This window comes from Porphyromonas macacae DSM 20710 = JCM 13914, assembly GCF_000379945.1.
Classification (GTDB): domain Bacteria; phylum Bacteroidota; class Bacteroidia; order Bacteroidales; family Porphyromonadaceae; genus Porphyromonas; species Porphyromonas macacae.
In genome coordinates this window covers 265320-286133 of record NZ_KB904124.1, presented here as the reverse complement: position 1 = coordinate 286133, position 20814 = coordinate 265320, and the positions used below count along the sequence as shown (strand labels likewise).

Here is a 20814-nt window from a genome sequence, read left to right as displayed (position 1 = left end):
GTCAAAAATCCTGTAAACCGATTATAGATCTCCGAGCATTTTTTGCAGTAGATTACCCGAAGACCGAATAATCCGGAAGTCCACCGTCTGATGCTCTACCGATTTGATCTTTTTTGCATTAAAACGGCCAAGAGCTTCCTGCCTCTGCAGCGTGTCACGCAGAGAAGACAGTTGGAGCAGTTGTCCTGATAGCGTTCCATCCTCAGTCTGCAAAAAAACCGGCTGTGACAGATTGTTCCCTCCGTTCATCCTCTGCCCATCAAACCTCAGCAGGAGAGTTATCTCCATACTGTCTGTCTTCGACTCTCCGGCTATGCCATGTACTACGGCCGTACCCGAGTAAACCTGCTTATACGGCAAGAAATAACCAATCATAAAGAGACACAACAATACCGCTCCGATAACCGTGATCCCATAACGTACAAGCGAGGGCGGTATCTGCCCCACAATACTGCGAACTTTTTCGCTTCTGAGTTCAAAACTCCGTTCCTGTTTCTTTCTGTCTTCCATGTCAATTGCCGAACTCCAATTGGTTTTTGACTAAAGCAAAGTATTTGCCACGTCGAGCCGTGAGTTCTTCGTGTGTGCCGATTTCTGCAATTTTCCCCTCATCCAACACTACAATCTGGTCGGCATTGCGAACGGTGGAGAGTCGGTGTGCAACAACCACGACGGTCTTGCCCCGATAAAACTCAGAGAGGTTTTCGGTGATGGCCCGCTCATTATTGGCATCAAGCGCATTGGTCGCTTCGTCCAGAAAAACGAACATCGGATTCTTATACACTACTCTCGCTATCAGTATCCGTTGTCGTTGCCCCTGACTGATGCCTTGCCCATCTTGACCGATCATGGTATTATAACCCAAAGGGAGGGCTTCTATGTAGTCTGCAATGTTTGCCACACGAGCAGCGCGGCGAATACGTTCAATATCGGGTTCATCATCCGAAATGGCGATATTCCGTGCAATGGTATCGGAGAAGAGATAGCCCTCCTGCATCACCGCACCGCACTGATGGCGCCACCAGGAAAGATTGTATTCCGAGAGATTCGCACCGCCTACCCGAATTTCCCCATTCAGCGGTTCATAAAACCCGAGCAGGAGTTTGATAAGCGTAGTCTTACCGCTTCCGCTTGCTCCCACGATAGCCGTTACCTTGCCATTCGGGATGGAAAGATTGATCCCGGAAAGAACATCCTTAGGACTGTAAATATCGTATTTGAACGAAAGTTCTTTCACCGAAAGCAAATGATCTACGGATGTTTCACCGGTATAGCCGTTTCTATGTCTGTCCGTATTCTCCTCATTGCTCTCCGTATGGATTTCATTCATACGATCGAGACTGATGCTCACGTCCTGCCATGAATAGATGAATTGAATGAGTTGCTCCACAGGACTGTTGAGTTGTCCGATGATATACTGTACCGCCAGCATCATACCGAGTGTCATATGCCCTTGTATGACTGCTGCGGCGGCAAGAACAGTGATAAGAATATTCTTAACCTCGTTGATGGTGATACTTCCTGCCTGCTGTAACTGTTGAAGATTGAGGGATTGGAGATTGACTTTGAAGAGGTCGGCCTGCACATCCTCCCATTCCCACCGTTTGCGCTGTTCGCAACCCTGCAGCTTGATCTCCTGCATTCCTCCAATCAGTTGATAGGTTACGTTACGATTACGACCGGACTGCTCGAAGTATTTGTAATCCAACCGACGGCGCTTTTTGAGAAACAGGATGATCCAGCCGGCATATAAGAGCGTTCCAAGAAGAAAGACAAAAAAGATACCAGGATTGTAAATGGCCAGAACGACCCCGAAAACAAGGAACGTGAAGAAAGAGAACAGAAGGCTCAGGCTGCTCGAAGTAAGAAACTGCTCCACCCGCCTGTGGTCTTCGATGCGTTGTAAGAGATCACCCATCAGTTTGGTGTCGAAAAACTTCATCGGGAGCTTCATCAGCTTGATGAAGAAATCCGAAATAAGCGAAATATTGATGCGGGTAGAGATATGCAGGAGGATCTTCGATCGAATAAAGTTAATGGCAGTACGGCTGAATAGTAACATCATTTGTGCCAATAGAACCAGCCATACGAAACTGAGATCCTTTCCTCCAATACCCGTATCCACAATAGCTTGGGTAAGAAAAGGAAAGACTAATTGTAAGAGCGAGCCAAGCAATAAGCCCAATATCAATTGAAGAAAGAAACGTTTATACTTTTTGATATAGCTCCATAGAAACTTTACCCGAATCTGTGTCTGAGTTTTTTCTGTATCTGTCTGGGCATAGAACTGCTCTGTAGGCTCGATGAGGAGAGCAATACCTTTCTCTTCATCATTGACTCTTGTGCTAATCCAATGGTTGCAAAATTCCTCCTTAGTATATGTTACAAACCCTTTCCCGGGATCTGCAACATAGATCGTATATCTCCCTTTCCGGTGTTTCTTTATCTTGTAGACTACGACAAAATGCTTTTGATTCCAATGAACAATACATGGTAATGGAACTCCATCGATCAAATTCGCAAAACTTAAACACCCTCCAATAGTTTTGAATCCTATTCCTTCCGCAGCTTTACTTATGCCAAGTAGAGATACTCCGTCCTTACCTAATGCACAAGTAGATCGTACGACTTCAATATTCGGTTGTATACCATGGTACATAGCGGCCATCAACAAACAAGAAGAACCACAGTCCATCGAATCCTTTTGTTTTATCAGTCTTATTTTCCGAGCATTCATAAGTGCAAAAATATAAAAACGGGAGTCTTCAAAACATTTATACTTGATGTTGTTTCGAATTTTATTTACGCTTATTGCTTTCGCGTGCAATATAGCTTTTATAATACCGAACCAAGAAATCGTAAATAACGAGTTCGTACATCCTATTCTTATCAGCCCAAAGTCTATTCATTGTCATATGAATATAACTAGGCAATGATTTTTGAATAAACAGAGGAGATCCCTTGCTTGCGTTCATAATTTTTTTCGCCGATAATTTGTATTTTACATGGTGTTTCTTTATCTCATTGTTGATTAGGATAACTTGCTCATCCTCATGGTTCTCGTATGTAGAAAATACCAAAGGCTTGTATTGTCGATAGAGTGTATTCAGGCTTTTCCTATTATATTCATTAAATCCAAACTCTTTATGCATACTATCGCTAATTCCATGCAAGATTAATATTTTATCGTCCAATGATATATTGAACACTTTGAAATACTCTTCAATTAAAGCAATTGACGACTGTAGTTTGAATTTTTCAATATCAGAACATGTATTCATAGCGATATCGATCAAATTCAAAACAGCGTAACTATCTATACAAAAGATGTCTTCAACGTATTCTATAGCGAATTCTCCATATCTCTCAAATTCTCTATGATAACTATCAATCATGACATTGTGAATGATTCTAGAAGATAGTAATCTTGAAATAATCGCATTAATTTTATCAAGAACGAACATGCGATTATTAAGAGGGCAATAAATCCGAAATCTGATATGAAAATTTGGGTCCGAATATCGGATAAAGAACCATTTTTGAGCAACACCCTGATTTATCAAGTCATTTGCTTCTTTACCTAATTCTATGATTAGTTCTTCCGCTAAATTCTTTCCAAGATATATCTTATAAAAAATCCATTCCGATACGGGAGGATATATTCTTTGCTTATTAGATAGCATGCTTAATTATCTTTTATTTTGAGAAAAACAAAAACTTCTCCACAATGTCGTTCCCCATTTTCATCCATAATGGCAGGAGTGGTATTGGGATAAGAGAATTCCTTTATTAAGAATGAACTGCTTTTTTTTACTGAAGAAATAAAAGCTCTAATAGATTTCGGTATGGAGAGATTTACATATAACTCATTATCACCTTGACACAATAAAATTCTATTGGGAATATTGTTATGCTTCCTCCATTGGGATATTTGAAAAAGTAAATCGCAGTCATCGTTAATATCAAAGATGTGCTCAAATTCTTTTTTATCAACATGCCAAGACGCAAGAGAAAGAATAATATTCTTATACTTTAGTCTTGGGAAAAAGGTCGAAGACTTAAGATTAGATGGCTTTGGAAAAAAAGCTTGTATATCTGATATTTCAGATTGATAATCACAAAGGAAACGATATATTGGAAGTTTGGAGTATACAAAGTTATGAGCATTGGATAATCGAGGGATAATCCACTTGTTTAAACGCTTTGATCTAATCTTTAATCGATTGTTAACAATTGATATGTATAGATCTTCGATATTGAGAGTGCAATCCCGACTTGTTGATGCTGAAGATATATAAGGGATTTCATAATCCCTTAGAAGTGGGCGATATGTTACATTTCCTGCTCTATCTTCTGGAAGATGAACAATCTCAGCAATTATGGAATCCTTTCCTCCAAGATTATTCTCCCATGACGCAATTTCTTTGCAGATTGACATTATCTCAGGCGATGTGTGTGCGAACCGATTTATTATATTCAACGCGGAGTTCCCATGAAAAGAACTCAATTCAATTATTACTTCCCCAGAATTATTCAAAATAAAGGGCCTAATCTTGGTGAAAAAAGAACTATACTCAGGGTATTGATCTAATAAATCATCCTCGTCTATTCTTATCTTATTGAAAATACTGGTAAGGTCTATTTCTTTCTGATTCTCAGCAATAGTCTTTGCAATATTATTCTCCAAAAAGCGATTTACGATGCTTGATGTTTCATTCTCATTATTTAAATTGGGAAATTCAACGTAATCCATCATGGATGATTGTGTAGCTCTAGTTGCACCTACTGGGTAACCAATGCCTATGTCAGGATCAAGTGCTAGTACTAGGGGTATTTCTTGTAATTGATATACCTCGGAGAATTTATTCTTGAATTGGTCCATTGTTCGATGCAAATTCTTTTTCGGAGAGATGGAACGAAGAAGATAAAAGACTTCCTTGATGTCATTTTTTATTTTTTCTCCAATAAAAAAGTCCTTAGAGCTACGAACGAGGTCGATTTGAATAAGATTATCGTCTATCTTTTCCCAACCTATCGAACTAAGTTCCTTTTGGATATTGGTGTATGCAACAATTCCAGATTCATCGTTAAGAGTATGCCATTTGATGGAGTTAAGCGTTTTCTTTATTCTTGTATTTTTCAAAAAAGGAAGATTGATAATTCTATTTAGATAATCATCGCCAGTTACAGAATAATATAATTCAGGAACAATTATTTTTGACCTTACAAGGTCATGTAGGAACTCGATTGACTCTGTAGAATCTGTTCCATATTTGTTTTTAATCATATTAGACAGCTCCACGAGAGATGCTCCATCATGACATGAATTCAAAACATCAATAAGATAATCTGTCAAAATGATTTCCTCTAACAAATACTGTCTTCCTAGCTCTTTCCCTTGAGACGGCTCTATATATCTTGCTTTATTTCCAAACACTCTATATAGAGATGTGTTAGGATAATACATAATGTGATTATCTGCACAATTTTCAGGATTAGTAATTACTTCAGCAATCTTACAAAGAACTGAATGATCTAAGCGAATAACTCTTGATACATCTTTTTTTATTGTAAAAGAATTACTTGAAGAAAACTCTCCTACAGAGCAAGCTGCAAAAAGACCAAACGGGGTACTCCTCACAGACATTCGTGAAAAGTATTTTACGATGGATGATTGAATCCTATCAATATCCTCCTTAGTCATCTTTTCTATGTTTTGTTGATATATTCTTTTATAAAGACTTTGACTAGCAATAAAAATGGCCTCTGCAAATATCGAGTTTGAGATTATTTGCTCAAAACAAGAGGGAGACGATAATACTTTATCCACCTCATCATAGGAGAACGTTGGTGTTCTTACTATATACTTTGAGAAAAAAGAAATTGATTTCATCGTAGCAATTATTCTAATAAAAACAACTTACCCCACGGAAGTTTTCTTTCAATTGTTTTATAACAAGAGGATAAAAGAACAATACCAACTCCACCTATCCCCGTAAGCATCCCCTCATGCTTCTCGAATTTCGCTGTAGTTGGATTGAAATATGTCAATTCAATATCGTTATTAACCAGCATTTTATTTGTAACTTCTAACCAATAGAAGTAACTATTGAGCATTTCCTTGTTTTTGATTTTTTTGTATAAAAAAGCAAATATTGCAGAAACCCCCGATGCGCCATGACAGAAACAAGGATCAACAACTAAATTTTCAGATAAATTCCTCCGTTTTGTCATGAATAATGCGATTGCTTTAGCTTTATCATAAAAGCCATGATTGGGTAAAATTTTATCTGCGTGAATAAGAGATAATACGATCCCGAAATCGCCATAGCACCATGATAATCGGCTTGCCGTATGTTGAGTAGTAAAAACTTCTTCTTTCTGAACACTATATGGATAGTATGAAAAGCGTGGATTGGGTAGTTGATGATGCAAAACAAATTCAACTGCACCTATGATCATTTCTCTTAAATCAGGTCGATAGTTGTCATCTAAAATATCATATAGCCTACAAAGAAGAAGTATAATATGAGAACAACCATGTGCTAAAGATAGGTCGAAAACTTCCTGTCCATTTTTGTTTTTTGTACACCAAGCATAAATACTTTTATCTTTATCTTTAAAAACAGTTGCAGACTCTTTGATCTTTCTCATCAAGAAAATTAGAACACTCTTTATATGAGCACTCTTTGTTTGTATAAATCGTTCTATAAAATAGAATGCTATTCCGATAGCTCCATGTAAAAAGTCGTAATTGCCTTTATCAATACAACTGACCAAGCTTTTCTGCAGATACTCATCTATTTCTTCTCCTATTTCAAAATCATCTGAAATGAGTTTTTGTGATTTTAGGTACAAAACCCCCATTCCTATTCCGGCAAGTCCAGAACAATATGAATAATGAGGCGGAGTATTTTGAATACGATCCAAGATAATATTAAAGATCGATTCCGCTTTATCTCTATAGATATGATTAAATCTGGAGTATTCAAAGAGAAAGAGGACATCTCCCATTGCTCCAGATAGAAGCCCTAAGTCGTTGCCTTCTCGCACAATGATACGGTCCGCAATATTTTCCAAAACTCTCTCTGTGTTCATATTTATATATTAAGCTATATTCAAAACTCTAACCATATTGGAGAATAAATGCATTAGTCTTCTCTGTGGATATTAGAATTATAGCGCTGCATTAGTGCATTATATTTCATAAGGATAGAGGAAGGGTCCCCTTCCCCTATCCTTTCCGTCGAACTTCCTCAATTATGTATTGAGGGAGTTCTTTAATCCTCCTCAATTACTGTAACGGTCTTATTACAAGTTAAGGAAGAAGTGCAATCTGCAGTACAAGTTTCTCTGGTACAATTCCACCATGTTTGGAATGGACCACATCCATCTGTACAACCTCTTGTACATCCATTGTCGAAGGTAACTCCTTGGACATCTTCACCACCTACGATTCCTCTCATCCTGTCGTTTTCTAGAGAGGAGATAACCTTCTTCGAAAGGGTCAATTTACGAGATTCTTTCATAATGAAAATTAAGCAAACTCTTTTGTTATTTTCTAAAACTCCTCTGGCGAGTCTGCATTAACCATCAGAGTCTATATTACTTTCTATGTAATTATGACTTCTTTTCTGGAGTAAAGCTTATATAACCTATAGGCATTGCAATGCACAAGAAACCAATGTTTATCACATCTCTCGTGGTAAAGCTCGTAAGTTCATCTATTGGCCGTACTGAGGCAAGGTATGTAAAGGTTGTAAAGGGAATGAATTCACCCACCGATTCGTTTGTTACAAAAATGGCGGATGCTGTCAGGAACACTCCTAACAAGATAGGGACCGTGAAGTTGCGTGTTAATAAACTGACTACTAGTCCAAATGTTCCCACGCAAAATGAAGCTAATAAGACTCTCAACATAACCAGAGAAGAGGATAGCCCAATAGCATATTCAGCAAATCTATATGCAGGAATCACCTCCCCCAACAAATAGCCAAACGAAACAAAACCACTCCATGTAATAATACAGAGAGCAATTATGAGTACGGATAACACAATAAACTTTGAGAGATACAACTTCCACCGAACAATAGGAAAGGAGAAAAGCGATCTTATGTTGTTATTCTGAAACTCAAATTCGCAGATCAGATAGGACAAGACGATCAATATGAGCGGAAGCATTAAGGAGAATAAGGGTAGGGTGTAACGCGACCAAACCATTAGCCATGGATCTCCGCTATAAGCGAGTGCTGTATGGTCGAAAAGCCCATATCTTCCTTTATAGATGATGTAGATGAACATCAATAAATAGATAACTAAAGGGGACAATAGAATCCCTATAATTAGCTTACTACGAGAGGCTTTATAAACCTCTGCTCTAATGATATTTAGAAGAGAAATATGGAGCTTCATAATACATTTACTTAGTTAGGTGGATAAATGCGTTCTCAAGGGCAGAACCCTTGTGTGTTATATTGTAGATAGAGATCCCATCCTTACTCAAAGAAGAGATTAACCTGGAAAATTCCTCCTCGTCTCTCACCTCAAACTCTACATGATTTGGGGCATCAACCTGCTTCACAGAGAAGATAGACGCATAATTTAACTGTATAATTCTATCCGTATTATCAACCTTTAGGCTTATGACATCAGAATGTTTTTTTGTCAAACCATCAATATCTCCTTGGTAAAGGACTTTGCCACCATCAATTATGGCAACTTGATTGGCAAGCTTTTCCAACTCCTCCAATATGTGACTAGAAAGAAATATAGTTACTCCTTCTTCCTCATTTAGTTGTCTCAAGATTAGCCTTAATTCATATATACCTTGAGGATCGAGAGCATTGAGCGGCTCGTCAAGGATGAGCATTTCTGGGCGTTTAAATAAACACATCGCTAAGCCAAGACGTTGCTTTAGTCCAGAAGATAAAGCTTGCGCTTTCTTATTAGCATGCTCACTAAGCCCTAAAAGCGATAAAACTTCCTGTTTTCGACACTTTCCCATCTTGAATATTTTATTGAGGTAGTCAAGATTTTCAGATACTGTAAGGAATGAATAGAAGGAAGGATGCTCAATCATACTACTCGCATGAGAACGCAGCAATAAAGGTGACTTCTTGAGTGAGACACCTTTAAAGAAGATTTCTCCCTCATCTATTGGAAGTAGTCCTAATAATAGTTTAATGGTAGTAGACTTACCAGCTCCGTTTTTTCCGAGATACCCAAAGATAGAACCAGAAGGGATATCTAAATCTATACCTCGGAGTATTGGGTTATTCTGGTAACTAAAATGTAACCCTTTGATGGAAAGCATGCTATTCATAACCTTACCTCTTATAAGCGATTTAATTCATCACTAGATTGTTTTCCTTTATATTTGTTTTTAGCCGGATTGAATCGGTAGGAAATCGACAACATCATATAGCGACTATCCATATTTTTCTCCTGCATTACTCTAAGATCATCGAAATGCATTTTCCAGTAACTTGTACTTGTCTTTAGGATATCGTTCAGTGTTAGATTTATCCAAAGTTTTCGCTTGAACAAACTCTTAGAGAGTCTAAGATTGATTTGCCAAGAGTGCTTCCCATAGGTAATTCCTCGATACCCTCCACTATTCCACATAACTCCAGTACGTAATATCCAATTGTCAAGGAAGGAAAATGTGTTCTGAAAAGCTATGCTAAAAAGTGGACTTTTATACTGTTCTTGCCGATATGAAGTATCCAAGTCCAACCATTGCCATATTCCACTTACTACGAGTTGTGGACGCCATAGCCCTATTACTGGGGCATAAGAGATTCCTACGTTTGCATTTTGGGTTTTCTTTATATTTTCTGGGCGACTCATCATAATATTTTTCTCTTTGTAGGTGCGTATCATCTGGAGAATATCATTCTCATTTATTGTGTACCCTAACATCACTTGTAAATCTTTCCACGATGCCAATGCTGTAAAAACATTCGCAATCTTAGGGAGGAGTGATGGATTTCCACTCTCGTATAAAAAAGGAGTACTATATTGCACATTACTTCTCAGATCGCTATAGGTCGGATACTCTATTTTTCTCTCGAAACTAAAAGAAGTTTGCGTCCCAGTTTCATTGTAAGCAACTAATATATTTGGAAATAATTGCCAATAAATACGAGATTGTTCCTTATTTAGAGTACCATTGAGATAATATGAAATACAGATATCCTCGTAACGAAGCCCGACAGATAGTCCCAACTTTCCTATTTGCATACTATACGAAGAAAATAGTGCTGCTCGATGTTGGAGGGATTTGTCTTTGGAATCTTCAATGCCAATCTCTGGTTTGTCCGTGCTATAAGACTGTAGATATTGTGTGTAAGAATACTCCCCTCCAGCTTCTAAAACTCCATGTTTCATACGATAAGAAAGTACTCCTTTTGCAGCATATAGAGAGTAATCACTAAGTCCTTTGGTCGTTAGACCATCATCAGAAATTTCTTTATAGCTAATTTTTTGCCCTTTGTCAATATGTCCAGTCATCCAATCAGCATTAAGATCTAGGGAAAGATGTTTAGAAAGGGCTCCACTATAATAAGTGTTAATCGAATGATTATTTCCCTTATTTTGCGCTTCAGAAAACTGCACAACCTGATATTGCGATCCTTTATTAATAACATCAATGGTGTTCCATATTTTGGTATTGTTTGTATTAATATTGCTCCTGTAACGAAGACCCATCGAATGTGCTGTATTGGGATTATAGTTCACCCCAAATGAAGGAATAAAGGAATTATACCTATATCTTTCATCTGAATGTGAACTCTGTTTTTGCTCAAGACCTTTTTTAAGATATTCTTGAGTGAAGAAAGAACTTTGTTTTTGCTTTGATTGAGAAAGAGAAAGACCACCAAAGATGTCCCATACTCCAGTTCGGTAATTAAAGTTAGCGTTTTCATCTGAAGAAAAAGTGCTTCTTTGTGTGGTCAACAAATCGAAACGACCACTTAGTCCTTCTCCTATATCCCTACGAGTTTGGATTTTAATTACCGCTTTTACAGACGAATCGTACTTTGAACCTGGTGTTGTAATTACTTCTATCTTATCAATATCTGCAGGAGAAAACTGTGCAATCTCTTTACGATCTCTCACGAGACGGTTATTGATGTATACTGCAGGCTTGCCTTTACCAAGTATATGAAAAGAACCATCATCCCCAGAGACAAAAGGAAGTTGAAGAATAATATCATTGAGTGTTGGTAAGGATTCCAATATGGTATTTTTCACCGAGGCGACAATGCCACCGTTCTTAACCTTAAATACTTTTTGCCTCCCCGTTACTACCACTTCTTTTAGTTGTTGAGAGTCTTCTTCTAACAAAATAGATAGATTCGATTCAGGAGACAAAATTTGAGACTTATAGCCGATACGAGAAACTTTCAAAAAACAGCTACGATTCTCATTGAGTGGTATAGAGAAAAAACCCTGATTGTCTGTTACGGCCCCTGCAACGAAACTGCTATCAGGTAAAGAATAAAGCACTACATTGACAAACTCAATCGGCTGCCTTACTTTATCAACAATCACCCCTTCGATCGTTTGGGAAAATGTAACAACACTACCCAAAAACAATATGAGTAAATAAAGACTAAATTTAACCATACTATCTATAAAGATTTATATTGTTTTTTCAATATAGGGTTGATGCCTCTGTATTGTTTACAGATCTAAACTTAGAAGTACTGTTCCATACGAGAATCTGCCACTCTCGGGAACGAGAAGAAGTATCTTCTGTCCTTGCTTTATCTCTTTTGATCTAATCAACTCATCCAATGCCACATAAATAGCTGCCGAACCGATATTTCCAACAGAAGTGAGATTGGTAAACCACTTCTCTTTCGTTAGTGCAATTCCACGAGTGGAAATTTCATCATTCAACTTCTCATAGAAGAACATCGAGGAAACATGTGATATCACATAACTTATCTCCTCGGCCTTTATATTGTGCTTGTCAAGTACCTCTTCAATGTGATTTACCCAATATTTTATAATGTACTTCTTCAACTGTCGAATATCCTGCTTCAAAAGTATCGTCCCACGCGTCTTTATTCCCTCCGGAGTGAACTCTTTCCAACTTCTCATCCATCCATCGGCAGTTAATTCTGCCCCCATAAACATACATGTAGGAAGTTCATTTGTATAAGATGTCATTTCTATCCATTCTATTTTGAGTGAAAATTCATAGTTCATAATTAAGAATATTCCTCTCATAAAACTCATTAAAGTAGATCTTTGTCTGCTTCATGTCTATATATCATTGTATTCTTGATATATGCTATTATCCTTATATACTTGCGAATTTCGGTATGCCTCAATAGCATCACAATACCCAAAAGGGTAATTCTGCATGCGAGACTTAAATTTTACCCTTTCGGGTAATTGAGTCTTTTCCACATCAAAACGCAAATCAAAAGCCATTGCAACATTATTCAGCATAAACTCACTAAGTCCATTCTTCGTCACCATCATCGGTATAGTTTTTGAACCAATATATTCTTTTCCTTCGGACAAAAGTTGAACATCGATTTTCATTGCCCGCATTACCCGCAAAAGTTTTTCGTCAGCTTCTGCCAACAAGACTCCCCGATCATGTCGAAATACAGGGCTGATGGCATATAACATCAATAATTTAAAAAGCTTTACTTTGTCTTTATAAGCTTTTTGAACAGCAAAACGCCCCACATGCCAAATATGTTCATACTCTTCTTTAAGCTTGATTTTATTGATAAGATTCTCTCCAAACAGTTTCATTAATGGAATTGTATTAGGATTAAGGTTCCAATTCATTACTCTAATAGATCCGACAATCGAACCTGCATTGTCCTTTGCCACTACAATAGAAGAATAATCAAAAAAGATAGATTCTTCCGTAAATATCATTTGATATTCTTCTACATAAGTCTCTTTATTATCTCCTACTTTTTGATGATGTATATAATTCTCATCCACAACAAATTTGGCCAAAGAAAAAAGGCTCTCTTTTGATAATTGCCAAAGAGTAATTTCTTCGAACTTTGTAATAAATCTATCCATTGTCGTTTTGTTTGTATTTACCTTACAATACAAATTTCAAGAAGTGTAACCCCCTGCACAATACCCTAAAGGGTGATTTTCAGAGGTGAAAGACATTTTCACCCTTTCGGGTAATCGGGTATTTACAAATGATTATATTTGTGAAACCATGGTTTTCATAAGGTATGAATATAGAAACACGCAAATTATCCGGTTTTGAGCTTAGTAAAGGCGTTCGTCCTCAGGTCTGTGAGGATGAATACCTGAATATACAGCCTTACATGGATTCAATGGCTGCAGTTGCCCAGCTTACTTACAAATCGCTTTATATCATCGATTACAACCGGATGAACTTCCTCTACGTGTCGGAGAATCCGCTTTTTCTCTGTGGAGAGACGGTGGAACAGGTACAACAGGAAGGGTATGCATTTTATTACAGGCATGTGCCTCAAGAGGATTTGGAGTTCCTTTTTTCCGTAAACCGGGCAGGATTCGAGTTTTTCATGGGTATACCGATTTCGGACCGTCATAAATATACCATCTCGTACAACTTTCATTTATACCGGGAGTGCTCTAAAGAGAAAATGCTTGTCAACCACCAGATTACGCCTTTGAAGCTTACAGCCGAAGGGAATATCTGGCTTGCCCTGTGTATGGTTTCTCTGGCTCCGTCACAGGAACTTCACGTTGCTTACATCACAGCCGTCCACTCGAATCAAAGCTGGCATTATACACTAAAAACCGGACGATGGAAACTCTCTGAAAACATCGACTTGTCTGAAAGCGAAAAAGCCGTGATTCGACTGGCGAACCAAGGTTTTTCGGTAAGTGAAATAGCGCGTGAGATCAACCGCTCGGAGGATTCCGTGAAAGGATACCGCAAGAGTTTGTTTGTCAAATTAGGCGTAACGAATATTTCCGAAGCAATAGCCGTTGCCACCCATCGTCGGTTAATTTAAGTCGTCGTATTCGGAATAATAGTAAAACTTAGGAAAAACCTTAACAAAAGCCCCGGTAGCAATGCGCAGAAGAATGGAAGCACACATCCCGGCAACAAGAGAAGAGGCAATAGATAACTGCGGCGGAGGAAGGACCTCTTTCTCTGCTTCGTATTTTTGGATAACCTCCTCTATCCAGAGTTTGGGACGTACCCAATAATTGAAGTAATCCGTAACGTGCCGGACAGCAAGTTTCTCAAACGCCACATGGCTTTCTCCTTCTTTCAACAGGCTTTCCAAATTCATGCCACCGGGTTTCATCACCATCACGATGCCGGCGAATCCCACATTATATGGATGGAGTACATAGATTCCCCGTTCGGAGCAAAGACGATCGAAAAGAAACGGAATATCGCTTTTGAAATCCAAAGCGTTAATAGCGACATCATGTCCTTCGATAAGCCCCCGGATATTCTCATGGTCGATAAACCGGTGAACAGCTGTGATTTTCGCCCGGGGGTTGATGCCGAGCAGTCTCTGCTTCAGGGCTTCGACTTTCGGACGTCCCAAGTCTGTCTGTTTGTAGTTCTGTCGATTAAGGTTACTCTCCTCCACCACATCGCCATCCACAATGGTGATATGCTCAAAGCCCAACCGGAGAATGGTTTCGGCTATATTACTGCCTATCCCGGCTCCCCCCAACAAGACCCGGAAACCTTTTATTTCTCTCTGCTCTTGCTCCGATATATATATCCGGTTTCGCTCGTATCTTTTCATAAATTCCGATTGATGATAATTGTACGCTGCTGCAAAGTTCCACCCTTACGCTGTTCTTCGCAATACCCGAAAGGGTGATTTTAAGGGAATACAGAAAAATAGATATCCACAAAACAGCATCGAAGGGAGACGAAAACCCGAAATCCATCTTTCATCCGCAACACCGGTTTGTCAGAGATATAATGTGCCTCCGACCTCGAGAATAAAGTCTCGAGATTAAGCGACCGGCTCTGTTTGATATCAAACCCGAGAATACGACTCGTTAAATTACCCGTACCACAGACTTCGGACAGTCCGGTTAAAGAACTCTTCGCACCAAAAAATGCCGCCAAGTATCTCCAAGTGCCTTTTCCTGCACCCATGCGTGAAAGAGCGGTTGTATGTTTGCAGTGTCAACAGAGCGATAGGCACCCTGCCTCCGGAAAAAAAGATGTGCACATGGCAGAAACGGGACTAAAGCTGTGCGGACATGATGCGGGACAACGAGCCACTCCCGCCGAAAAGAGTCAAGTGGCTCAATTGTTTATTTTTTTATTTATTTTTTATTATGGCATTAAAGTATAAAGTACTGGAAACTGTTTCTAAACTGAAAAACAAAGAAGGAGAGGCAATCGCTTACGCCAGACCCGTTTACACGAATGAGGCCGACATCAACTCTTTGGCCGAACTGATAGCCGATATCTCGGCCATTAGCGTGGGAGATGTGCGCAGCATGCTCTATACTCTGACCAAACTGGTGGCTAAAGAACTCTCCAACGGGCGACTGGTCTCTCTGGGCGATTTGGGCAGGTTGCGCCTCACCCTGCGAAGCAAAAGTGCGAAGAAAGCAGAAGATTTCAAAAACGATATGATCAAAGGTGTGGGAGTGATTTTCACCCCGGGAAAAGCCATAAAACTGTTAACGAAAGACATCTCGCTGGAATGTGTAGGCTCCGGTAAAAAACCTGAGAAAAAGGAAAAGCCGGGAGGAACAGAAAAGGACAATCCATCTGAAGAAGGTATCTAATTCCTGAATACAGGATAAAACAGGGAAGCTCTCATACTCCGGAAATGAGAGCTTCTTTCATAAACGGACAAAAATAAAAAACAATGAAAAGCGAAAGCATAAAATATATCGTATTGCATTGCTCGGCTACGCCCTGCAATAAAAGGTATGACAAGGAACAAATGCTGCGAGATCATAAGAACCGCGGATTTTACACCTGGGGTTATCACTACTATGTACGAAGAGACGGTACATTGGAAAATCTCCGTCCGCCCACAGAAGCAGGGGCACATGTACGCGGCTATAATACGTGCAGCATAGGGATCTGCTACGAAGGCGGATTACTGCCGGGCGGACAACCGGCCGACACCCGGACCCGGGAACAGCGGCGAACGCTACGCAGACTGGTAGCAGGACTACGGCTGCGATACCCTAAGGCAATGATTACAGGCCACCGGGATCTCAGCCCGGACCGTAACGGGAATGGGATAATCGAAGAAACGGAATGGCTGAAACTATGCCCCTGCTTCGATGCAGCAGCAGAATATGAATGGTTATAAACAAACAATTAAAACAATGAAAAACAGACAACATATCTATTTAGAACGTATGTTAGCCCTGCTCCTGACAACAGGAGGTTTAGGGCTGCTCTATGCTTCGTTTTATGCCCCTCCGGAAGGAGAGATCGGATCAAGTGTACTGGTGGCTTTCGGTGAAGTAATGACTTTTGCCGGTGCTCTGCTGGGTATCGACTACCACTACAGGCGGAAGGAATAGCAGCAGTCTTTTTCCCAAAAAAGCAGCCGGGGATACTCTGCCGTACATGCCTAAATTCATCTCTATATTTATTAAAAATTTTAGTTGTAGAAGTTCTTGTTTTCGTTGCCTAAAAGGCTTTACTTTGCACAAGTCTCAGACGGAAGACAAACAACCGGCAGACTATGCCCGCAACCGGTTCAAGCTCCTGAAGAGACTTGTTTATTTTTTATATTCTTATACTTTTTAGACATGGAAAAAGCTTCAAACAGACAGTATGGGCCGGAACGAGCGATGCTCGAATTCAGAGCCTATACCTTTAAGGAATTGGCAGGCACCTACTTCCCCAAACACGATCCGCGACAGGCGAGCCGCAATCTAAACAACCTGATCAAATCGGACAGCGAACTGCACAATGTTCTCCGTTCGCACGGCTGGAAGCCGGGACGCCGCCTTCTCACCCCATTACAGGTTTCGGTGATCGGCCAATATCTGGGACGGCCGGAAGAATTTTTTGAAATTTTCGGTCAGTAGCAAAACAGTAAAGAGCTATGCGGGGATATTTGCGTAATCATCTGATTATCCATATCTTTGTGCCCGCTACATACAGCAATAAATTATCAAATCAAAATTTAATGGCAACAAAAATCAGATTGCAGCGTCACGGTCGTAAGGGTTATCCCTTTTACAAGATCGTCATCGCAGACAGCAGGGCGCCACGAGATGGCAAGTTTATTGAAAGGATAGGTTCTTATAACCCGAACACGAATCCTGCTACAATAGATTTGAACTTTGAACGTGCGCTGTATTGGATGAACGTAGGTGCACAACCTACGGATACCGTTCGTAACATCCTTTCACGTGAGGGCGTTATGATGATGAAACACCTTCAGGGCGGAGTGAAAAAAGGGGCTTTCGACGAAGCTACGGCACAACGCAAATTCGAAGAGTGGAAATCCGGTAAAGACGAAAAACTGAACAAGACAAAGGCTTCCATGGCTAAAGCAAAAGAAGATGCTGCGAAAGCAGCTCTGGAAGCAGAGAAGAAAGCTAATCAGGCTAAAGCAGAAGCCGTAGCAGAAAAAAGAGCTGCCGCTGCCAAAGCAAAAGCCGAGGCCGAAGCCGAAGCTGCCGGTGAAGAACCGGCCGCTGAAACGGAGGCAACGGCACCTGAAGCAGAAGCCACTCCGGCCGAGTAATCTTAGCTGCACATTGCAAGCCCGAAGGCAAGCGATGAGCCTTGAGCAGAAATAAGAGCTGTCCGAAATCATCGGGCAGCTCTTTCTTTTTACACCAAAAATCACTCCAATTCAAGAAGCCTATCCTCACAAAAACAGTTACACGATATATCTTTTTCAAAAAAGTTATATAGGTGTTCTATTTAGCTATTGCACCTGAAAGAAATTCTGTATATTTGCGATAATCATAACTAACTTTTATAAACAAACACAATGAACCTGAAAAAACTTCTGGTTGCTGCTGCCATGACACTTGTGCTGACCCCGCTGTTTGCACAATCGGAAGCACAACAACCTCAAATGCCACCTCTGCCTATCGATACGGCAGTGCGCATGGGCACCTTACCGAACGGATTAACCTACTTTATCAGACACAACGAAAACCCTAAAGAGCGTGCACACTTCTACATAGCACAACGTGTCGGTTCTATTCTGGAAGAAGATTCACAGTCCGGATTGGCTCACTTCTTGGAACACATGGCCTTCAACGGCACAAAAAACTTCCCCGGAAAAAACCTGATCAGCTACCTTGAAGAAAACGGCGTACGTTTCGGGGCAAACCTGAACGCCTATACCGGTTTCGACGAAACGGTTTACACACTGATGGACGTGCCCTCGAATCGCTCAGGCATTATCGACTCCTGTCTGTTGATCCTGCATGATTGGAGTCACTTTATCTCTTTGGAAGAAAAAGAGATCGACAACGAACGCGGCGTTATACACGAAGAGTGGAGACAAGGCAACAATGCTTCCATGCGTATGTTTACAACCATCCTGCCACGCATATTCCCCAAAAATCGCTATGGCCAGCGGCTGCCGATCGGAAGCATGGACGTGGTAGATCATTTCTCTTATAAAGAACTGCGCGACTACTATCACAAATGGTATCGCCCGGATTTGCAGGGCTTGATTATCGTGGGCGATATAAATGTGGATTACGTGGAAAACAAAATCAAAGAGATGTTCAAAGACGTGCCTAAACCGGTAAATCCGGCTCCGCGTGAATATCTGAAAGTTGAAGACAATAAAGAACCTATCGTTGTAATCGCCACAGATTCTGAAGCAACGTCTACGATACTGAGCATCAATTTCAAAGTAGAGCCGCTGAGCCGTGAGCAGAAAGGAACGATCTACGGCATGGTTCAAAACTACCTGTACTCGATAGTGCAAAACATGATGAACGACCGTTTCCATGAAATCACCATCAAACCGAATGCTCCGTTTATGAATGCCGATATGTCTATCGGTATGTATATGGATATCACCCCGATGATGGATGCCATAAGCATTTCTGCTCAAGTAAAGGAGGGAGGGCTGAATGAAGCTTTAATTCGCCTGGCCATGGAAATCGAACGCGTACGTCAGCACGGATTTACAGAAAGCGAATATGACCGTGCACGCACAAACCTGTTAAAAGCATATGAAAACAGCTACAAAGAGCGTGGTAAACGCAAGAATGGAACTTATGCAGAGGAATACAAGAATTACTTCACTCGTGGCGGATACATCCCCGGCATAGAAACAGAATACAAAACACTGCAACAATTGGCTCCCAACATCCCGATTCAAGCTGTTAATCAGATAATGAAAGAGGGGCTGCCCGATACTGAAAATCTGGTGATCTTCACCATGGGACCCAAAAAAGATAATCTCAAATATCCGACAGAAGCAGAACTCCTTAAAACATTCCAGAATGCCCGCAAAATCAAAGTAGACCCTTATAAAGAGCAAAAAAGCGACGAAAAACTAATGACAACCATGCCTAAACCGGGCAAGGTGGTGGGCGTAAAAGAAAATCTCAAATACGGTATGACGGAGTGGACGCTGAGCAACGGAGCCAAAGTATATCTGAAGAAAACAGACCACAAAGAGAACGAAATCCGTATGAACATCGTAAGCTTTGGCGGTTATTTGCCATATCTGGCCAAAGATTTGACCAACATGAAGGTTATCAACGATGTAGCAGAACTGGGCGGATTGGGCAATTTTGACCAAATAGCGCTGAAAAAAGCACTGACCGGACGTACTGCCTCAATCAGTCCTGCTGTAAATATGACCACGGAAAATATTTCAGGACAAAGTACTACCGAAGATTTGGAAACCCTGATGCAGCTGGTTCACCTGCAATTCACAGCTCAGCGCGCTGATAAAGAAGCATTTGAAGCCTATAAACAACGTTCTATAGAAGAGCTGCAGGCCGCTCAGCAAAATCCGCTAAAAAGTTTCGCAGACAGCCTCATGCAAGTGTTATACCCGGGCAATAAGTATATGACTCCTCTGAAAGCCGAAGATCTGGAAAAAGTAAACTACGAGGGTTGCATGCAAATCTTTAAGGAACGTTTTTCCAATGCCGGTGATTTCAGCTTCTTCTTCGTGGGTAATATCGACGAAGCAAAAATGAAAACTCTGGTCGAACAGTACATTGCCTCTCTACCTGCATCCGGAAAAAAAGAAAAACCCGCATTGGATAAGGTTTTTGAAATGAGCAAAGGAACAAATGTATGCGACTATAAGAAAGACCTCGATACACCGATGGCCATGGTACTGAGCGTAATTAATGGCAGAATGCCGTATAATCTCAAAAATGCAATCTCAATGAACGTATTGGTTGCAGTAATGAACCAGATGTACCTGAAGAGCATACGCGAAGACGAAGGAGGAACTTATGGTGTAAGCGTAGGTGGAAAGCTGGAGAGACTGCCTGTCGGTGAAGCTGCCATACAGATCTTCTACCGCACAGCTCCGGAAAAAGTAGACCACCTGAACAGCTTGATCTTCAAAGAATATGAAGAAATGCTTAAAAACGGCTTGAACAAAGAATACTTTGCCAAGACGATTGAAAACATGAAGAAAGATCATGCGGAGAAACTGGTAGAAAACGGCTATTGGCTGAATAATGCAGTAGACTATATTATCTGGAACAAAGACTTTGTAACCAACTACGAAAAAGAACTGAATGCAATCACCCCGGAATCTGTTCGCAAATTTGCAGAGGAACTTTACAAACAAAAGAACGTTTCAAAAATCATCCTTCGCAGCACAAAAACAGAAAAGGACATTGCAAAAGAGAAAAAATAAA

General features: G+C 40.3%; 19 protein-coding genes and 1 pseudogene. 8 read left to right on the top strand and 12 right to left on the bottom strand.

Annotation, left to right across the window (positions count from 1 at the left end; translation table 11 throughout):
* Positions 1 to 21 precede the first annotated feature (21 nt).
* The 11 genes and pseudogenes from A3GI_RS0101450 to A3GI_RS0101405 form a co-directional block, all read right to left on the bottom strand.
* On the bottom strand, positions 22 to 510 hold the full coding sequence (locus A3GI_RS0101450; RefSeq protein WP_018359699.1) for a hypothetical protein: 489 nt from the start codon (positions 508 to 510) through the stop codon (positions 22 to 24).
* A 1-nt stretch (position 511) separates the two neighbouring features.
* Positions 512 to 2737 (bottom strand): peptidase domain-containing ABC transporter, encoded by a 2226-nt coding sequence (locus tag A3GI_RS0101445; protein ID WP_036869714.1) that lies wholly within the window; start codon positions 2735 to 2737, stop codon positions 512 to 514.
* Positions 2738 to 2798: 61 nt separating this feature from the next.
* Positions 2799 to 3683 carry a thiopeptide-type bacteriocin biosynthesis protein gene (locus tag A3GI_RS0101440; protein WP_026215852.1) on the bottom strand — a complete coding sequence of 295 codons (885 nt, stop codon included), beginning with the start codon at positions 3681 to 3683 and terminating at the stop codon, positions 2799 to 2801.
* Between the two features lie 2 nt (positions 3684 to 3685).
* Positions 3686 to 5893, bottom strand: a complete 2208-nt coding sequence (locus tag A3GI_RS0101435; protein ID WP_026215851.1) for a lantibiotic dehydratase family protein — start codon at positions 5891 to 5893, stop codon at positions 3686 to 3688.
* Positions 5894 to 5901: 8 nt separating this feature from the next.
* Positions 5902 to 7098, bottom strand: coding sequence for a lanthionine synthetase LanC family protein (locus A3GI_RS0101430; RefSeq protein ID WP_018359697.1), 1197 nt, complete (start codon positions 7096 to 7098; stop codon positions 5902 to 5904).
* A gap of 182 nt (positions 7099 to 7280) precedes the next feature.
* Entirely contained in the window at positions 7281 to 7529 is a 249-nt protein-coding gene (locus A3GI_RS11945) for a class I lanthipeptide (protein ID WP_202898676.1), read from the bottom strand.
* Between the two features lie 91 nt (positions 7530 to 7620).
* The gene (locus tag A3GI_RS11305) at positions 7621 to 8412 is read right to left on the bottom strand and encodes an ABC transporter permease (RefSeq protein WP_026215850.1); all 792 of its coding nucleotides are present in this window, start codon (positions 8410 to 8412) and stop codon (positions 7621 to 7623) included.
* Positions 8413 to 8419: 7 nt separating this feature from the next.
* The gene (locus A3GI_RS0101420; protein WP_018359694.1) at positions 8420 to 9322 is read right to left on the bottom strand and encodes an ABC transporter ATP-binding protein; all 903 of its coding nucleotides are present in this window, start codon (positions 9320 to 9322) and stop codon (positions 8420 to 8422) included.
* A gap of 11 nt (positions 9323 to 9333) precedes the next feature.
* Positions 9334 to 11631: an outer membrane beta-barrel family protein gene (locus tag A3GI_RS0101415; RefSeq protein WP_018359693.1), complete on the bottom strand. Its 2298-nt coding sequence runs from the start codon at positions 11629 to 11631 to the stop codon at positions 9334 to 9336.
* A 57-nt stretch (positions 11632 to 11688) separates the two neighbouring features.
* Positions 11689 to 12201, bottom strand: a pseudogene (locus A3GI_RS10230) (3-oxoacyl-[acyl-carrier-protein] synthase III C-terminal domain-containing protein); the annotation flags it as partial.
* Positions 12202 to 12276: 75 nt separating this feature from the next.
* Positions 12277 to 13062, bottom strand: a complete 786-nt coding sequence (locus A3GI_RS0101405; RefSeq protein ID WP_018359691.1) for an N-acyl amino acid synthase FeeM domain-containing protein — start codon at positions 13060 to 13062, stop codon at positions 12277 to 12279.
* Positions 13063 to 13226: 164 nt separating this feature from the next.
* On the opposite strand from A3GI_RS0101405, the gene A3GI_RS0101400 reads away from it, so the two are divergent.
* Complete coding sequence (locus A3GI_RS0101400; RefSeq protein ID WP_018359690.1) at positions 13227 to 14000, top strand: response regulator transcription factor; 774 nt, start codon at positions 13227 to 13229, stop codon at positions 13998 to 14000.
* On the opposite strand, the gene A3GI_RS0101395 is transcribed toward A3GI_RS0101400, so the two are convergent.
* Positions 13992 to 14756 (bottom strand): HesA/MoeB/ThiF family protein, encoded by a 765-nt coding sequence (locus A3GI_RS0101395; protein ID WP_018359689.1) that lies wholly within the window; start codon positions 14754 to 14756, stop codon positions 13992 to 13994. The two genes, A3GI_RS0101400 and A3GI_RS0101395, sit on opposite strands and share 9 nt — an antisense overlap.
* Before the next feature lie 438 nt (positions 14757 to 15194).
* Between A3GI_RS0101395 and A3GI_RS11895 the strand changes: the two genes are divergently transcribed.
* The 7 genes from A3GI_RS11895 (at position 15195) to A3GI_RS0101350 (ending at position 20813) form a co-directional block, all read left to right on the top strand.
* Positions 15195 to 15320: a hypothetical protein gene (locus A3GI_RS11895; RefSeq protein WP_256592958.1), complete on the top strand. Its 126-nt coding sequence runs from the start codon at positions 15195 to 15197 to the stop codon at positions 15318 to 15320.
* The gene (locus A3GI_RS11080; RefSeq protein ID WP_025004027.1) at positions 15304 to 15762 is read left to right on the top strand and encodes an HU family DNA-binding protein; all 459 of its coding nucleotides are present in this window, start codon (positions 15304 to 15306) and stop codon (positions 15760 to 15762) included. Before A3GI_RS11895 ends, A3GI_RS11080 begins: the two co-directional genes overlap by 17 nt.
* 83 nt (positions 15763 to 15845) lie before the next feature.
* Positions 15846 to 16301: an N-acetylmuramoyl-L-alanine amidase gene (locus tag A3GI_RS0101375; protein ID WP_018359686.1), complete on the top strand. Its 456-nt coding sequence runs from the start codon at positions 15846 to 15848 to the stop codon at positions 16299 to 16301.
* A 16-nt stretch (positions 16302 to 16317) separates the two neighbouring features.
* Positions 16318 to 16518, top strand: coding sequence for a hypothetical protein (locus A3GI_RS0101370; RefSeq protein WP_051074575.1), 201 nt, complete (start codon positions 16318 to 16320; stop codon positions 16516 to 16518).
* Positions 16519 to 16791: 273 nt separating this feature from the next.
* The gene (locus A3GI_RS0101360; RefSeq protein ID WP_018359684.1) at positions 16792 to 17031 is read left to right on the top strand and encodes a DUF4248 domain-containing protein; all 240 of its coding nucleotides are present in this window, start codon (positions 16792 to 16794) and stop codon (positions 17029 to 17031) included.
* Positions 17032 to 17132: 101 nt separating this feature from the next.
* Positions 17133 to 17696 (top strand): 30S ribosomal protein S16, encoded by a 564-nt coding sequence (locus tag A3GI_RS0101355; RefSeq protein ID WP_026215846.1) that lies wholly within the window; start codon positions 17133 to 17135, stop codon positions 17694 to 17696.
* A 252-nt stretch (positions 17697 to 17948) separates the two neighbouring features.
* Positions 17949 to 20813, top strand: a complete 2865-nt coding sequence (locus tag A3GI_RS0101350; RefSeq protein ID WP_018359682.1) for a M16 family metallopeptidase — start codon at positions 17949 to 17951, stop codon at positions 20811 to 20813.
* Position 20814: the final 1 nt, after the last annotated feature.

Bases quoted from the DNA above. Each gene is read 5' to 3' on its own strand.
- A3GI_RS0101355 (WP_026215846.1), top strand. From the start codon at position 17,133: ATGGCAACAAAAATCAGATTGCAGCGTCACGGTCGTAAGGGTTATCCC.
- A3GI_RS0101360 (WP_018359684.1), top strand. From the start codon at position 16,792: ATGCTCGAATTCAGAGCCTATACCTTTAAGGAATTGGCAGGCACCTAC.
- A3GI_RS0101405 (WP_018359691.1), bottom strand. From the start codon at position 13,062: ATGGATAGATTTATTACAAAGTTCGAAGAAATTACTCTTTGGCAATTA.
- A3GI_RS0101415 (WP_018359693.1), bottom strand. From the start codon at position 11,631: ATGGTTAAATTTAGTCTTTATTTACTCATATTGTTTTTGGGTAGTGTT.
- A3GI_RS0101375 (WP_018359686.1), top strand. From the start codon at position 15,846: ATGAAAAGCGAAAGCATAAAATATATCGTATTGCATTGCTCGGCTACG.
- A3GI_RS0101395 (WP_018359689.1), bottom strand. From the start codon at position 14,756: ATGAAAAGATACGAGCGAAACCGGATATATATATCGGAGCAAGAGCAG.
- A3GI_RS11895 (WP_256592958.1), top strand. From the start codon at position 15,195: ATGGCAGAAACGGGACTAAAGCTGTGCGGACATGATGCGGGACAACGA.
- A3GI_RS0101445 (WP_036869714.1), bottom strand. From the start codon at position 2,737: ATGAATGCTCGGAAAATAAGACTGATAAAACAAAAGGATTCGATGGAC.
- A3GI_RS0101430 (WP_018359697.1), bottom strand. From the start codon at position 7,098: ATGAACACAGAGAGAGTTTTGGAAAATATTGCGGACCGTATCATTGTG.
- A3GI_RS0101370 (WP_051074575.1), top strand. From the start codon at position 16,318: ATGAAAAACAGACAACATATCTATTTAGAACGTATGTTAGCCCTGCTC.
- A3GI_RS0101440 (WP_026215852.1), bottom strand. From the start codon at position 3,683: ATGCTATCTAATAAGCAAAGAATATATCCTCCCGTATCGGAATGGATT.
- A3GI_RS11080 (WP_025004027.1), top strand. From the start codon at position 15,304: ATGGCATTAAAGTATAAAGTACTGGAAACTGTTTCTAAACTGAAAAAC.
- A3GI_RS0101450 (WP_018359699.1), bottom strand. From the start codon at position 510: ATGGAAGACAGAAAGAAACAGGAACGGAGTTTTGAACTCAGAAGCGAA.
- A3GI_RS11945 (WP_202898676.1), bottom strand. From the start codon at position 7,529: ATGAAAGAATCTCGTAAATTGACCCTTTCGAAGAAGGTTATCTCCTCT.
- A3GI_RS0101420 (WP_018359694.1), bottom strand. From the start codon at position 9,322: ATGAATAGCATGCTTTCCATCAAAGGGTTACATTTTAGTTACCAGAAT.
- A3GI_RS11305 (WP_026215850.1), bottom strand. From the start codon at position 8,412: ATGAAGCTCCATATTTCTCTTCTAAATATCATTAGAGCAGAGGTTTAT.
- A3GI_RS0101350 (WP_018359682.1), top strand. From the start codon at position 17,949: ATGAACCTGAAAAAACTTCTGGTTGCTGCTGCCATGACACTTGTGCTG.
- A3GI_RS0101435 (WP_026215851.1), bottom strand. From the start codon at position 5,893: ATGAAATCAATTTCTTTTTTCTCAAAGTATATAGTAAGAACACCAACG.
- A3GI_RS0101400 (WP_018359690.1), top strand. From the start codon at position 13,227: ATGAATATAGAAACACGCAAATTATCCGGTTTTGAGCTTAGTAAAGGC.